Raw genomic sequence first — 14,519 nt, forward strand, 5'->3', positions numbered from 1 at the left:
AAATGATGTGGGATTTTCCAAAGAAATGGTTAGGGTTAGTAGCTATTATTGGAACTGTACTTTTTCTTCTTTTTTGGAAAACGAACCAGCATACAGAGCGAACGGTCGTTGCAACGGATGTGCAAGCGAAAGAGATAGAGAAAAAAAGTAAACCGAAAATATCGGATACAAAGCAGCAGAAAAAAATAATTGTAATTGATATGAAAGGGGCTGTTGTTAAAGAAGGGGTGTATGAAATGAAAGAAGGGGACCGGGTCAAGGATGCTATTGAAAAGGCAGGTGGTTTTTTACCCGAGGCAGATAGGAAGAAGGTGAATTTAGCACAAATGGTACAAGACCAAATGATCCTTTATGTACCGAATGAAAACGAACAAGTGCAAGAGGTAGCTGCTATTTCAAAGGGGGAGGGGAAAGTTCAAATAAATGCGGCTTCTAAAGAACAACTTGAAAAAATTACAGGCATTGGTTCTCGGAAAGCAGAAAGTATTCTGAAATATCGAGAAGAACATGGTCCTTTTCAGAAAATAGAAGATTTGTTAGAGATTGATGGGATTGGTGTGAAGTCATTGGAAAAAATAAAAGATCAAATTATTATTCCGTAAAAGATTGACGAAGTTTTTCTTCATTCGCTACACTACAAGTAGACAAAAAAGTAGGTGAAAAATATGGAACGAATTTCATGGGATCAATATTTTATGACGCAAAGCCATCTGCTATCTTTACGTAGTACATGTACAAGGCTTGCAGTAGGAGCGACAATCGTTCGTGATAAACGAATTATTGCTGGTGGATATAATGGTTCAATTAAAGGTGGCGTACATTGTATAGATGATGGATGCTACGTTATTGATAATCATTGTGTTCGTACAATTCACGCAGAAATGAATGCTTTATTACAGTGTGCAAAATTCGGTGTGAAAACGGAGGAAGCGGAAATTTATGTTACGCATTTCCCTTGTTTACAATGCTGTAAGGCGATTATTCAAAGTGGTATTACAGCAGTTTATTATGCGCAGGATTATAAAAATCATCCATATGCCGTAGAGTTATTTGAAAAAGCGAATGTAACAGTGAAACACGTTCCGCTAGAATATAATATTGCAGCATTAGAGGATCAAAAGCGTCATATGGAGTTAAAAGAACTATTTGCATCTTTAGAAAAAGAAAACTTATCAATGGAAGAATTACAGCATGTATTCACGAAAGCAAAAATGATGCTATAAGGAGTGAGTATGAGTTGTATGGACAATGGGGCTATGTTGCAATCTCGTTTATCATAGGGATTGCAATTGCCTTTTCCACTTCAGTTTTATTGCTGACTTGTTGTCTCGTTTTGTATGTTTTCTATTGTTTATACCGTACTTCGCGTAAAACCTTCTTTTTTTGTATGTTAGCGTGTTTTAGTGGCGCTATGTACACTACGTATATTCAAGGGAAAAACAAGCCTCTAGGAGGACCTTACGAAGTTACAAGGGGATTAATACAAAATACACCTCTTATTAACGGGGATCGCCTAACATTTCAAGTTGAAGATCAGAATAAAAATATAGTGCAGTTAAGTTACAAAATTAAATCGGCCTTGGAAAAGAAACAACTGCGACAATTACATGCAGGAGTATCATGTGTATTCGAAGGTGAGAGGAAAGAACCACCAATAGCTCGGAATTTTCATGGTTTTAATTATCGTGATTATTTGTATAAGCAAAATATTCATTTCATATTGGAGGCTACATATATTTCTGAATGCCAAAAAACATCGTTGTCACTCGTGCAATGGATTCTTCTTTTGAGACAGCAAGCAATCTTGGGCGTTACAGAAATGTTTCCAGCGCAATCAGGTGCTTTTATGAATGCATTAGTATTCGGTGATAGACAACAAATGACATTTGAAGTTGAAGAGCAATATCAGCAATTTGGTCTTGTACATTTGTTGGCGATTTCAGGATCGCATATCGTATTGTTAATGGTGATTGTGTATTTTATTTTGCTAAGAAGTGGTGTAACGAGGGAGGTAGCGACAGTATGTCTTATCTTTTGTATTCCTCTATATATGATTTTAGCAGGAGCATCACCGTCTGTTATAAGAGCTTCTATAACAGGAGTTTTGATGTTGATTGCTTTCATATGTTCTATTCGTTTATCTAGCTTAGATGCTTTAAGCGTTACAGCTATATGCATGCTTATATTTGATCCGTATCTTGTTTTTAATATTGGCTTTCAGTTTTCGTTCGTTGGTAGTTTCGCCTTGCTTTTGTCAGCCCCGCTTTTACTAGATAGTAGTAATGGAGTAATCCGAAATTCCATTTATATTTCTTTTATTTCACAACTCGTTAGTACTCCGATTTTGTTATATCACTTCGGTTATTTTTCTCCATATAGTATTTTTCTTAATATCCTATACGTTCCGTTTTTATCTCTTATTGTATTGCCGGGTAGTATTATCGTTTTGGTATGTATACCGATCGTCCCGTTTCTTGCAAAAGGACTTGCGAATGTACTATCAATAGGTTTGAATCTTTCTAATGATTTTCTAAGTTATTGTGAAAATTTACCGTTTATCCGCCTTGTTTTCGGGCAAACATCTATACTTCTTGTAGCTCTATATTACGCGAGTATTGTTAGTATATTGATGGTTTGGGAAAGGCGGGTGTCGAAGAAAATTATGTTCGTAGCTTCGGGTATATTTCTTTTTGTTTGTACATGTCATTATGTATATCCGTATTTTCGAGAAAGTGGGAGTGTTACATTTCTTGATGTTGGACAGGGAGACGCAATTTTAATTCGCCTCCCGTACGATAAAGGGATTTACCTCATTGATACCGGTGGCACAATGCGTGCAAATAAGGAAGAATGGCAACGGAAAAAGCATGAATTTTCTGTTGGAAATGATATTTTAATCCCTTATTTACAAAAGGAAGGGATTAAAACAATTGATAAATTAATTGTAACGCATGGAGATGCGGATCATATAGGTGCTGCGCAAGAGTTATTATCAAATATAACCGTAAAAGAAGTTGTATTTGGCCGAAAAGAACAAGATGCGGTATTAGAAAAATTATTAAAGAAACAGGCATTAGAAAAGGCAGTGAAAATAAGTGAAGTGGGGGAAGGAGAGAGTTGGAGCGTAAATGAAGCAGAATTTTTTGTGTTAGCTCCAACAGGAAAAGCAAGAAGTGAAAATAATGCTTCAATTGTAATATGGGCAAAATTAGGAGGGGCAACGTGGCTGTTTACAGGTGATTTAGAAGAAGAAGGAGAGAAATTTTTAATAGCTACGTATCCAGATTTACGGGCGGATGTTTTAAAGGTTGCTCATCATGGGAGTAATACGTCATCTATAGTGCCTTTTTTGAGCGCTGTACAGCCTGATGTAGCGATTATTTCTGTCGGTGAGCGTAATAGGTATGGGCATCCTCATAAGGAAGTGATAGAGCGTTTGGAGAAGATGGGGATTGAAATATGGCGTACGGATAAGCAAGGCGCTATTTCCTATGTGTTTAAAGTGGAACACGGAACCTTTCGTAGCAAAATCACATATGATGAAACACATGATAGATAAAAAAGAAGACTGCCAGTAAGCAGCAGTCTTTAAGAACCGATAAATTTAATAACAGTTGCAATGATGAAAAGTGTTGCGAAAAAACCAAATGAGACGATAAATCCTACCCCTGAATCAATAGCGTCATTGCGTTTACTTTGAACGTTCTGTTCAAAATCATTCATTTAGAATCCCTCCCCAACATTCCACTTTAGTATAAAATATTGTCAGAAAAAAATCTACAATTTCCATATGAAGAGAAATCGAGCGTTTTTACTACTTTAGATCATTAAGGAACGCGAGTTTTTTGTTTCCAAGCATGTTAACAGTTGGCACTTATACTCGAATTTTTATTGCGAATAATAAAGGGAAGGTGATTACCGCACACCAATAAGAAACCCGGGGCTTATTGCGTGGCGTTTAATATAAATAAAGGAACGGGTCATAAAGCCTGTTCCTTTGTACTTGTAAAACGAAAGCTAGGGCATTAGTATAAATATATATTGCCAAGTTAGGGAGTAGGAAAAAGTATGAGTGATATACATAAAAAGATTAAAAAGAAGCAGTTTGCTCCAGTGTATTTACTGTATGGAACGGAAGCGTTTTTTATAAATGAAACGATAAAGCTTATTACAACAGAAGCGCTTGAAGAGGAAGATCGCGAGTTTAATGTTGTGACATATGATTTAGAAGAAGCGTATTTAGAAGATGTGGTTGAGGATGCACGTACACTTCCTTTTTTCGGGGAACGTAAAGTGATATTAATAAAATCACCACTATTTTTAACTTCACAAAAAGAAAAATTAGAGCAAAATATAAAAATTTTAGAAGAATATATTGGGGAGCCTTCTCCATTTTCTATTCTTGTTTTTGTTGCGCCTTACGAAAAACTTGATGAACGAAAAAAAATTACAAAACTATTAAAGAAAACAGCGGATGTAGTAGAAGCGAATGCGATGCAAGTGCAGGATGTTCAGAAGTGGATTGTTGCTCGTGCAGATGAAGTACATGTGCATATAGATAATGCAGCTGTTAGTTTGTTGTTAGAGCTTGTGGGAAGTAATGTAACGATGTTGGCGAAGGAAATGGACAAGTTAACGTTATACGTCGGTATGGGCGGAGAGATTACACCGAAACTCGTTGGGGAGCTTGTGCCAAAATCGGTTGAACAAAATGTGTTTGCTTTGACAGAAAAAGTGGTAAAAAAAGATATTGCGGGTGCGATGCAAATTTTGGATGGATTATTTACGCAGCAAGAGGAACCAATTAAACTGCTTGCGTTATTAGTAAGTCAATTCCGCTTGCTCTATCAAGTGAAAGAGTTACAGCAGCGTGGTTATGGACAAAATCAAATTGCGTCTCATATTGGTGTGCATCCATATCGTGTAAAGTTAGCGATGAATCAAACGAAGTTTTTCTCTTTTGAAGAATTAAAAAAAGTGATTATAGAATTAGCGGAAGCTGATTATAGTATGAAGACTGGAAAAATGGATAAGAAACTTGTACTTGAGTTTTTCTTAATGCGGTTAAATCATATGTGATGAAACAAAAAGTTCACGTGCTTAGCACGTGAACTTTTTGTATATAAAAAAACGATCCAAATGGATCGTTTTTTAAACGCCTTACGCGTTTACTTGTTTCGCTAAGCGAGATTTTTGACGAGCTGCAGCGTTTTGGTGGATAAGACCTTTACGAGCTGCTTTGTCAAGTTTTTTAGAAGCAGTTTTGAAAGCTTCTTTAGCATTTTCAAGATCGTTATTAGTAACTAAAGCTTCTACAGTTTTAACAGCAGAACGCATGTCAGACTTGATAGAAGCGTTATGTGAACGACGCTCTTCGCTAAGTTTAGCGCGTTTGATAGCAGATTTGATGTTTGCCATACTTTTCACCTCCCTGGTGCAATCGAATGACTCGATTCTTAACATAGAACAAGTGATATTCTATCAAACGGTGAAGAGAATTGCAATAGTATATCAATGAAATTTCATGTAAAGGAAAGAATGACCTTATATAACTTTGGGAAATCTAACGATATTTACTATGAATTACGGAGGAGATACGATGAAAGAACCATTAGATTTAAGTAAATATAGTGTTAGAACGGACCTTGCTGTCGAGGCACATGAAATGCTGCAAGAGAGTCAAGAAGAGCAAAAAGGGATACAAGGAGTTATTGTCAAAGAGAGGGAAGAAGAAGGTATTACCATTACAAAAGTAACGATTGATGAAATTGCCTCTGAATCGATGGGTAAAAAACCTGGGAGTTATTTAACGCTTGAAGTACAAGGCATACGTCAACAAGATACGGAACTGCAACAAAAAGTAGAGCGCATTTTTGCAAAAGAATTTTCTTATTTCTTAGAAGAGGTTGGCGTTACGAAAGAAGCGAGTTGTTTAATTGTTGGTCTTGGGAATTGGAATGTAACGCCAGATGCGCTTGGACCAATCGTTGTAGAAAATGTATTGGTAACGAGACATTTGTTTCAATTGCAGCCTGAAAGTGTAGAAGAAGGGTTTAGGCCTGTTAGTGCAATTCGGCCGGGGGTAATGGGAATTACAGGAATCGAAACGAGCGATGTCATTTATGGAATCATTGAGAAGACGAAGCCAGACTTTGTCATTGCAATTGATGCATTAGCTGCCCGCTCTATTGAACGAGTAAATAGTACGATACAAATTTCTGATACGGGAATTCATCCTGGATCGGGTGTTGGGAATAAGCGTAAGGAACTTAGTAAAGAAACATTGGGTATTCCTGTTATCGCGATTGGTGTTCCGACTGTGGTTGATGCAGTTTCGATTACAAGCGATACAATTGATTTTATTTTGAAACATTTTGGAAGGGAGATGAAAGAAGGAAACAAACCTTCCCGTTCTTTGTTGCCAGCCGGTTTTACATTTGGAGAAAAGAAAAAATTAACAGAAGAAGATATGCCGGATGAAAAGAGTCGGAATATGTTTTTAGGTGCTGTAGGTACACTGGAAGATGAAGAGAAGAGAAAATTAATTTATGAAGTTTTATCTCCTCTTGGTCATAATTTAATGGTGACTCCGAAAGAAGTGGATGCTTTCATAGAGGATATGGCGAATGTAATAGCGAGTGGTTTAAATGCAGCCTTGCATCATCAAATTGACCAAGATAATACAGGAGCATATACACATTGATGGGAAGAGACGATAATCGTTTAAGCCGTTTTTCGCTTTTATGTATATGTAGTGCGGCCTTATGTTTACTTATGATAATAGCAGGGGTGGCACTTGCTAATCATGGTTTGAAAAGTATGAAAGGTTATCAGCAAATGTCGTATGAACAAATCGCTCATATGACAGGAACAGAGGGGACGGGTGCTGAATCAGAAATTTTGGAGGGTTCATTTTCCGCTACTGAAAAACAAAAACAATTAGAAAGCTTAAAAAGCTTTAATGTTGTAGAAGGAATTGGTATGGCAATAGCAAGTGCTACTTATGAAGTAACAAAGTTCGGAACGGATATAGTTGTTGGGAAAGTGAGAGAGATTTTTAGTTAAGGGTAGCAGGAAGAACGGTTGTCTTACCATTTTGTACGACAGCCGTTTTTAAATTTGAAAAAAGTTTGTCTCTTATGGTTTGTTCGCATAAGATATAGATAGAATGATTTGTATTGTAAGCAGCACGAGTTTTCATTGAATCTTTGCTGCTCTATTGATATAATCAGTGCTAGTGTATATTGGCGAGACTATTAGGAGTTGAGAACATAGATGAACAAAGAAGAAAGAGCAAAAAGACAGTCCAAAATCCGTAATTTCTCTATCATTGCTCATATTGACCACGGAAAATCAACGTTAGCAGACCGTATTTTAGAGAAAACAAACGCGTTAACACAACGTGAAATGAAAGCTCAATTGCTTGACTCTATGGATTTAGAGCGTGAGCGCGGTATTACAATTAAATTAAATGCAGTACAACTAACGTATAAAGCGAAAGACGGTGAAGAGTATATTCTTCACTTAATCGATACTCCAGGACACGTCGACTTTACGTACGAAGTATCTCGTAGTTTAGCGGCTTGTGAAGGTGCGATTCTTGTTGTGGATGCAGCACAAGGGATTGAGGCGCAAACATTAGCGAACGTATATTTAGCGCTTGATAATAATTTAGAAATATTACCAGTTATTAATAAGATCGACTTACCAAGTGCGGACCCAGAACGTGTACGTCAAGAGGTAGAAGATGTAATTGGTTTAGATGCATCGGAAGCTGTACTTGCTTCAGCGAAAGCTGGTATTGGTATTGAAGATATTTTAGAACAAATCGTTGAAAAGGTACCAGCTCCAACAGGGGATTCAGAAGAGCCTTTACAATGTATGATTTTCGATTCTTTATATGACCCGTACCGCGGTGTAATTGCATATATCCGTGTTGTAAATGGAACGGTAAAAGTTGGCGATAAAGTACGTATGATGGCAACTGGAAAAGAATTTGAAGTAACAGAAGTAGGTGTGTTTACACCGAAAACAACGCAACGTGACGAGTTAACAGTAGGTGATGTAGGTTTCTTAGCAGCATCTATTAAAAACGTAGGTGATACACGCGTAGGTGATACAATCACACATGCAAAACGTCCGGCTGCAGAGGCGTTAGCAGGTTATCGTAAATTAAACCCGATGGTATTCTGTGGTTTATATCCAATCGATTCTGCACGTTACAACGACTTACGTGATGCGTTAGAAAAATTAGAGTTAAACGATTCTGCTCTTGAGTTTGAACCAGAAACATCTCAAGCGCTAGGATTTGGTTTCCGTTGTGGTTTCTTAGGACTTCTTCACATGGAAATCATTCAAGAACGTATTGAACGTGAATTTAAAATCGATTTAATTACAACAGCACCAAGTGTTATTTATAAAGTTTATTTAACGAACGGTGAAGATGTTATTGTTGATAATCCATCTAATATGCCGGATCCACAATCTATTGATCGTGTAGAAGAGCCGTTTGTGAAGGCTTCAATTATGGTTCCGAATGACTATGTTGGAGCTGTAATGGAAATTTGCCAAGGTAAACGTGGAACGTTTATTGATATGCAATATTTAGATGAAACACGTGTTACACTAACATACGAAATCCCGTTATCAGAAATCGTATATGACTTCTTCGATCAGTTGAAATCAAATACGAAAGGATATGCATCGTTTGACTACGAGTTAATTGGTTACAAACCATCGAAACTTGTGAAAATGGATATTCTTTTAAATAACGAACAAGTCGATGCTCTATCATTTATCGTACACCGTGATTCAGCGTATGATCGTGGTAAAGTAATCGTAGAGAAATTAAAAGAATTAATTCCAAGACAACAGTTCGAAGTACCAATTCAGGCGACTATCGGAAACAAGGTTGTAGCACGTTCTACAATTAAGGCGATGCGTAAAAACGTACTTGCGAAATGTTACGGTGGTGACATTTCTCGTAAGCGTAAACTTCTTGATAAGCAAAAAGAAGGTAAAAAACGTATGAAGTCTGTTGGTTCTGTAGAAGTACCGCAAGAAGCATTCATGGCTGTACTGAAAATGGATGACAACTAATAATGGATTGTTATTTCATGCGGATTGAGATAAAAAAGAAGTCGTTTATACGGCTTCTTTTTTATGTATAATTACTTTTTAGACAACGTAGCTTCTCTCATTTACAATAGTGAGGTGGCTATATTTATGAATGATTGATATAGAGTTAGGAGACTATTAATGTCCGAAAATATTCGAAAAGATATTCACGAAAAAATACAAAATGGCAATTTTAATTGTGAAAAGGAATTGACGCTTTCTATTATTAGCGGGAAGTGGAAAGTTGTGATACTGTGGCATCTTGGTGTGGAAGGGCCTCATCGTTTTAGTGAATTACAACGATTATTCCCAAGCATTTCTCATAAAGTTTTGTCGAACCAATTAAAAGAGTTAATGGAAGATGGGATTGTTGACCGAACAGTATACCCAGAAATTCCTCCGCGAGTAGAGTATTATATGACGGAATTAGGCATGTCGCTTTTACCGATCGTTGAAATGATGTATGATTGGGGAAAAATGCGAATGGAACAAATTCGTAATACGTTAGAGAAGTGAAGATTCCTCCGGAGTGCGGAGGTTTTCTTTTTAGAAAGGTAGGAGTTATATTTGGTTCAAGCTGCATATATTCATATTCCATTTTGTCAGCATATTTGTCACTATTGTGATTTTAATAAAGTGTTTATTGAACGCCAACCGGTCGATCAATATTTAGAGTATTTAGAGAAAGAAATAATAAATACAGTTCAAAAAGTACCGTTTGATAGTATGAAAACGATTTTTGTTGGTGGAGGAACTCCGACAGCGTTAAATATGGAACAGACAAAAAAGTTACTAGATATTATAAACCGTCGCTTACGTCCGTTTGCCCCAAATTGTGAATTAACATTTGAAGCGAATCCAGGTGATTTACCAAAAGAGAAGTTAAATGTATTGCTAGAAGGTGGAGTGAACCGAATTAGTTTTGGTGTGCAAACATTTCGGGATGAGTTGCTTGAGAAAATTGGGCGTAAGCATACGAGGGAAGATGCATTTGTAGCAATTAGAGAAGCGCAGGAAGTGGGCTTTAAAAATATAAATGTAGATATTATTTATGCTCTGCCAGGGCAGACGATAGAAGATGTAAAAGAAACATTAGACATTGCTTTTACGCTTGGTGTACAACATTTCTCAGCATATTCATTAATTGTGGAACCGAAAACTGTGTTTTATAACTTAATGAATAAAGGGAAATTAAGACTTCCAGGTGAAGATCATGAAGCAAAAATGTATGAAATGGTAATGGATGAAATGGAGAAACACGGCTATAGCCAGTATGAAATTAGCAATTTCTCAAAAGGTGATAATGAAAGTAGACACAATCTCACATACTGGAATAATGAGGAGTATTATGGATTTGGAGCTGGAGCGCATAGTTATGTAAATGGAAAACGTATCCAAAATGTAGGGCCGCTCAAGCAATATTTCAATAAAATCGATGAAACTGGATTTCCGTATTTAGATGTTCACGCGGTGACGGAGAAAGAAAGAATGGAAGAAGAGTTGTTCTTAGGACTTCGAAAAACACAAGGTGTATCTAAAATATTGTTTCAAAAGAAATTTAATATGGAGATGAATCAAGTTTTCGCGAAGCAGTTGCAAAAAAATCAAGAACAAGGATTGCTTGAAGAGAAAGATGGATATGTTCGTTTAACGCGAAAAGGAAAATTATTAGGGAATGAAGTATTCCAATCATTTTTGATTGACTAATTAAATGTTCCATAAACGTGAAAAAGTTTCATTATTTCGTGACGTTTCCGTTGACAATTGAATGTCAATTTTGGTAAGTTATTAATAGATTTAGCACTCGAAGACAAAGAGTGCTAACAGAGGTGATGATGAGATGCTTACGGAACGTCAGCTCTTAATTTTACAAACAATTATTGATGACTTTATTGGATCAGCGCAACCTGTTGGGTCGAGGACGTTGGCTAAGAAAGATGAAATTACGTTTAGTTCAGCTACTATTCGAAATGAAATGGCTGATTTAGAGGAACTAGGATTTATTGAGAAAACGCATAGTTCTTCAGGACGTGTTCCTTCTGAAAAAGGATATCGTTTTTATGTAGACCATCTTTTAGCGCCGCAAAACTTACCGAACGATGAAATTGTACAAATTAAAGATTTATTTGCTGAAAGAATTTTTGAAGCGGAAAAGATTGCACAGCAATCGGCTCAAATTTTATCAGAGCTTACGAATTATACGGCCATTGTTCTTGGACCTAAGTTAAGCACAAATAAACTTAAAAACGTACAAATTGTACCGCTTGATCGTCAAACTGCAGTCGCTATTATTGTAACGGATACAGGGCATGTACAAAGCAAAACGATTACCGTTCCGGAATCTGTTGATTTATCAGATTTAGAAAAAATGGTTAATATTTTAAATGAAAAGCTGTCGGGTGTACCAATGGCAGAACTGCATAACAAAATCTTTAAAGAGATTGTTACAGTTTTACGTGGATATGTTCATAATTACGATAGTGCAATAAAAATGTTAGATGGTACATTTCAAGTTCCTTTATCGGAAAAGATATACTTTGGAGGCAAAGCAAATATGCTTTCGCAACCAGAGTTCCATGACATTCACAAAGTAAGATCCTTGCTGACGATGATTGATAATGAAGCCGAATTTTATGACATTTTGCGTCATAAACAAGTAGGTATTCAAGTGAACATTGGTAGGGAAAACTCTGCGACGGCCATGGAAGATTGTAGTTTAATTTCTGCAACATATTCGATTGGAGAAGAACAGCTTGGAACAATTGCTATTTTAGGTCCGACAAGAATGCAATACTCTCGGGTAATTAGTTTGTTACAGTTATTTACGAGGCAATTTACTGATGGACTTAAAAAGTAAATGAGAGTAATACATTCGCTCAAGTAATGAAATTTTCATTGCTGTGTGTAATATATAATGCTTAAGGAATTGTGTTCAGCATAATACCTAATACCTTTTAAGGAGGTGAATATTGTGGAAGAGCGTAACGAACAAGTGGTAGAAGAAGTAAAAGAAGCGCAAGTTGAAGAAGCTGTCACGACAGAAAACAGTGAAAAAACTGTAGAAGAAAAAAGTGAGGCTGCTCTTTTACAAGAAAAAGTAGATGAGTTACAAGCGAAGCTAACGGAAACGGAAGGTCGCACATTACGTCTACAAGCTGATTTTGAAAATTATAAGCGTCGTGTCCAAATGGATAAACAGGCTGCTGAAAAATATAGAGCACAAAGTCTAGTTTCAGATATTTTGCCAGCTCTTGATAATTTTGAAAGAGCGATGCAAGTGGAAGCAACTGATGAGCAAACGAAATCCTTGTTACAAGGTATGGAAATGGTGCATCGTCAATTGCTAGAAGCGCTGACTAAAGAAGGCGTTGAAGCGATTGAAGCTGTTGGTAAACAGTTTGATCCTAATGAACACCAAGCTATTATGCAAGTGGAAGATAGTGAATTTGAATCAAACGCGGTAGTTGAAGAATTCCAAAAAGGTTATAAACTAAAAGACCGTGTGATTCGCCCATCAATGGTAAAAGTAAATCAATAATTTACATAAAAGTAGGAGGATTCGCCATGAGTAAAATTATCGGTATTGACTTAGGTACAACAAACTCTTGTGTAGCTGTTATGGAAGGTGGAGAACCAAAGGTTATCCCAAATCCAGAAGGAAACCGTACAACACCTTCTGTTGTAGCTTTCAAAAATGAAGAGCGTCAAGTTGGGGAAGTTGCAAAGCGTCAAGCAATTACAAACCCAAATACAATCATGTCTGTTAAACGTCATATGGGTACAGACTACAAAGTAGAAGTTGAAGGTAAAGATTATACACCTCAAGAAATTTCTGCAATCATTTTACAAAACTTAAAAGCTTCTGCTGAAGCATACTTAGGTGAAACAGTAACGAAAGCTGTTATTACAGTACCTGCATACTTCAACGATGCAGAACGTCAAGCAACAAAAGATGCTGGTCGTATCGCTGGTTTAGAAGTTGAGCGTATCATTAACGAACCAACAGCAGCAGCGCTTGCTTACGGTTTAGAAAAACAAGATGAAGAGCAAAAAATCTTAGTATATGACTTAGGTGGCGGTACATTTGACGTATCTATCCTTGAGTTAGCAGATGGAACATTCGAAGTTATTTCAACTGCTGGTGACAACCGTCTTGGTGGAGATGACTTTGACCAAGTTATTATTGACCACTTAGTAGCTGAGTTCAAAAAAGAAAATAACATTGATTTAAGCCAAGATAAAATGGCACTTCAACGTTTGAAAGATGCAGCTGAAAAAGCGAAAAAAGATCTTTCTGGCGTAACACAAACACAAATTTCATTACCATTCATTAGTGCTGGAGCTGCTGGTCCATTACACTTAGAATTAACGTTAACAAGAGCGAAATTCGAAGAGATTTCAGCAGGTCTTGTTGAAAGAACGTTAGAGCCAACTCGTCGTGCATTAAAAGACGCTGGTTTTGCTCCAAGCGAATTAGATAAAGTTATCCTTGTTGGTGGATCTACTCGTATCCCAGCTGTACAAGAAGCTATTAAACGTGAAACTGGTAAAGAACCATATAAAGGTGTAAACCCTGATGAAGTTGTAGCATTAGGTGCTGCAGTTCAAGGTGGCGTACTTACTGGTGATGTAGAAGGCGTACTATTATTAGACGTAACTCCACTTTCTTTAGGTATTGAAACTATGGGTGGTGTGTTCACGAAATTAATCGAGCGTAACACTACAATTCCAACAAGTAAGTCACAAGTATTCTCAACAGCTGCTGATAACCAACCGGCAGTAGACATTCACGTATTACAAGGTGAGCGTCCAATGTCAGCTGACAACAAAACATTAGGTCGTTTCCAATTAACAGACCTTCCACCAGCACCACGTGGTATTCCACAAATCGAAGTAACATTCGATATTGATGCGAACGGTATCGTTAACGTACGTGCAAAAGACTTAGGAACAAGCAAAGAGCAAACTATTACAATCCAATCTTCTTCAGGTCTTTCTGATGAAGAAGTAGATCGTATGGTACAAGAAGCGGAAGCAAATGCTGACGCTGACCAAAAACGTAAGGAAGAAGTTGAACTTCGTAACGAAGCTGACCAACTTGTATTCCAAACGGATAAAGTTGTAAAAGATTTAGAAGGTAAAGTGGATGCGGCTGAAGTTGCAAAAGCAACAGAAGCGAAAGAAGCATTACAAGCTGCAATCGAGAAGAACGAGCTTGAGGAAATCCGTGCGAAAAAAGACGCTTTACAAGAAATCGTACAACAATTAACTGTTAAATTATACGAGCAAGCTCAAGCAGCTGCAGGGCAAGCAGAAGGTGCACAAGGAGCACAAGATGCTGGCGCGAAGAAAGACAATGTAGTAGACGCTGAGTTCGAAGAAGTAAAAGAAGATAAGTAATA

14 protein-coding genes are annotated in these 14,519 nt (G+C 37.0%); 12 read left to right on the forward strand and 2 right to left on the reverse strand.

Annotation, left to right across the window (positions count from 1 at the left end):
* Positions 1 to 2 precede the first annotated feature (2 nt).
* The 3 genes from AC1Q8N_RS09760 to AC1Q8N_RS09770 all read left to right on the forward strand — a co-directional run bounded on the left by AC1Q8N_RS09760 (position 3) and on the right by AC1Q8N_RS09770 (position 3,559).
* Positions 3 to 602, forward strand: a complete 600-nt coding sequence (locus AC1Q8N_RS09760; protein ID WP_098076746.1) for a helix-hairpin-helix domain-containing protein — start codon at positions 3 to 5, stop codon at positions 600 to 602.
* A 63-nt stretch (positions 603 to 665) separates the two neighbouring features.
* On the forward strand, positions 666 to 1,223 hold the full coding sequence (locus tag AC1Q8N_RS09765; protein ID WP_000439786.1) for a ComE operon protein 2: 558 nt from the start codon (positions 666 to 668) through the stop codon (positions 1,221 to 1,223).
* A 14-nt stretch (positions 1,224 to 1,237) separates the two neighbouring features.
* Complete coding sequence (locus AC1Q8N_RS09770; protein WP_098642269.1) at positions 1,238 to 3,559, forward strand: DNA internalization-related competence protein ComEC/Rec2; 2,322 nt, start codon at positions 1,238 to 1,240, stop codon at positions 3,557 to 3,559.
* Positions 3,560 to 3,588: 29 nt separating this feature from the next.
* Here the strand turns inward: AC1Q8N_RS09770 and AC1Q8N_RS09775 are convergent, their stop codons facing one another.
* Positions 3,589 to 3,723 carry a YqzM family protein gene (locus AC1Q8N_RS09775; protein WP_000997609.1) on the reverse strand — a complete coding sequence of 45 codons (135 nt, stop codon included), beginning with the start codon at positions 3,721 to 3,723 and terminating at the stop codon, positions 3,589 to 3,591.
* A 345-nt stretch (positions 3,724 to 4,068) separates the two neighbouring features.
* On the opposite strand from AC1Q8N_RS09775, the gene holA reads away from it, so the two are divergent.
* The gene (gene holA / locus AC1Q8N_RS09780) at positions 4,069 to 5,079 is read left to right on the forward strand and encodes a DNA polymerase III subunit delta (RefSeq protein WP_001279932.1); all 1,011 of its coding nucleotides are present in this window, start codon (positions 4,069 to 4,071) and stop codon (positions 5,077 to 5,079) included.
* An 81-nt stretch (positions 5,080 to 5,160) separates the two neighbouring features.
* On the opposite strand, the gene rpsT is transcribed toward holA, so the two are convergent.
* Positions 5,161 to 5,418 carry a 30S ribosomal protein S20 gene (rpsT, locus tag AC1Q8N_RS09785; protein ID WP_001274014.1) on the reverse strand — a complete coding sequence of 86 codons (258 nt, stop codon included), beginning with the start codon at positions 5,416 to 5,418 and terminating at the stop codon, positions 5,161 to 5,163.
* 181 nt (positions 5,419 to 5,599) lie between these two features.
* Between rpsT and gpr the strand changes: the two genes are divergently transcribed.
* The 8 genes from gpr to dnaK all read left to right on the forward strand — a co-directional run bounded on the left by gpr (position 5,600) and on the right by dnaK (position 14,517).
* The gene (gene gpr, locus AC1Q8N_RS09790) at positions 5,600 to 6,703 is read left to right on the forward strand and encodes a GPR endopeptidase (protein ID WP_000662625.1); all 1,104 of its coding nucleotides are present in this window, start codon (positions 5,600 to 5,602) and stop codon (positions 6,701 to 6,703) included.
* Positions 6,703 to 7,065, forward strand: coding sequence for a YqxA family protein (locus AC1Q8N_RS09795; RefSeq protein WP_142346260.1), 363 nt, complete (start codon positions 6,703 to 6,705; stop codon positions 7,063 to 7,065). Before gpr ends, AC1Q8N_RS09795 begins: the two co-directional genes overlap by 1 nt.
* A gap of 210 nt (positions 7,066 to 7,275) precedes the next feature.
* Positions 7,276 to 9,099 (forward strand): elongation factor 4, encoded by a 1,824-nt coding sequence (lepA, locus tag AC1Q8N_RS09800; protein ID WP_001030960.1) that lies wholly within the window; start codon positions 7,276 to 7,278, stop codon positions 9,097 to 9,099.
* Between the two features lie 159 nt (positions 9,100 to 9,258).
* The gene (locus AC1Q8N_RS09805) at positions 9,259 to 9,633 is read left to right on the forward strand and encodes a winged helix-turn-helix transcriptional regulator (RefSeq protein WP_001293536.1); all 375 of its coding nucleotides are present in this window, start codon (positions 9,259 to 9,261) and stop codon (positions 9,631 to 9,633) included.
* A 51-nt stretch (positions 9,634 to 9,684) separates the two neighbouring features.
* Entirely contained in the window at positions 9,685 to 10,824 is a 1,140-nt protein-coding gene (gene hemW, locus AC1Q8N_RS09810) for a radical SAM family heme chaperone HemW (RefSeq protein WP_098076741.1), read from the forward strand.
* 133 nt (positions 10,825 to 10,957) lie between these two features.
* Entirely contained in the window at positions 10,958 to 11,974 is a 1,017-nt protein-coding gene (gene hrcA / locus AC1Q8N_RS09815; RefSeq protein WP_000954947.1) for a heat-inducible transcriptional repressor HrcA, read from the forward strand.
* A gap of 114 nt (positions 11,975 to 12,088) precedes the next feature.
* On the forward strand, positions 12,089 to 12,655 hold the full coding sequence (gene grpE / locus AC1Q8N_RS09820) for a nucleotide exchange factor GrpE (protein ID WP_000392716.1): 567 nt from the start codon (positions 12,089 to 12,091) through the stop codon (positions 12,653 to 12,655).
* A 26-nt stretch (positions 12,656 to 12,681) separates the two neighbouring features.
* Complete coding sequence (gene dnaK / locus AC1Q8N_RS09825; protein ID WP_000034697.1) at positions 12,682 to 14,517, forward strand: chaperone protein DnaK; 1,836 nt, start codon at positions 12,682 to 12,684, stop codon at positions 14,515 to 14,517.
* Positions 14,518 to 14,519 lie beyond the last annotated feature (2 nt).

The organism is Bacillus sp. GW823-FHT06B01 (assembly GCF_058952315.1).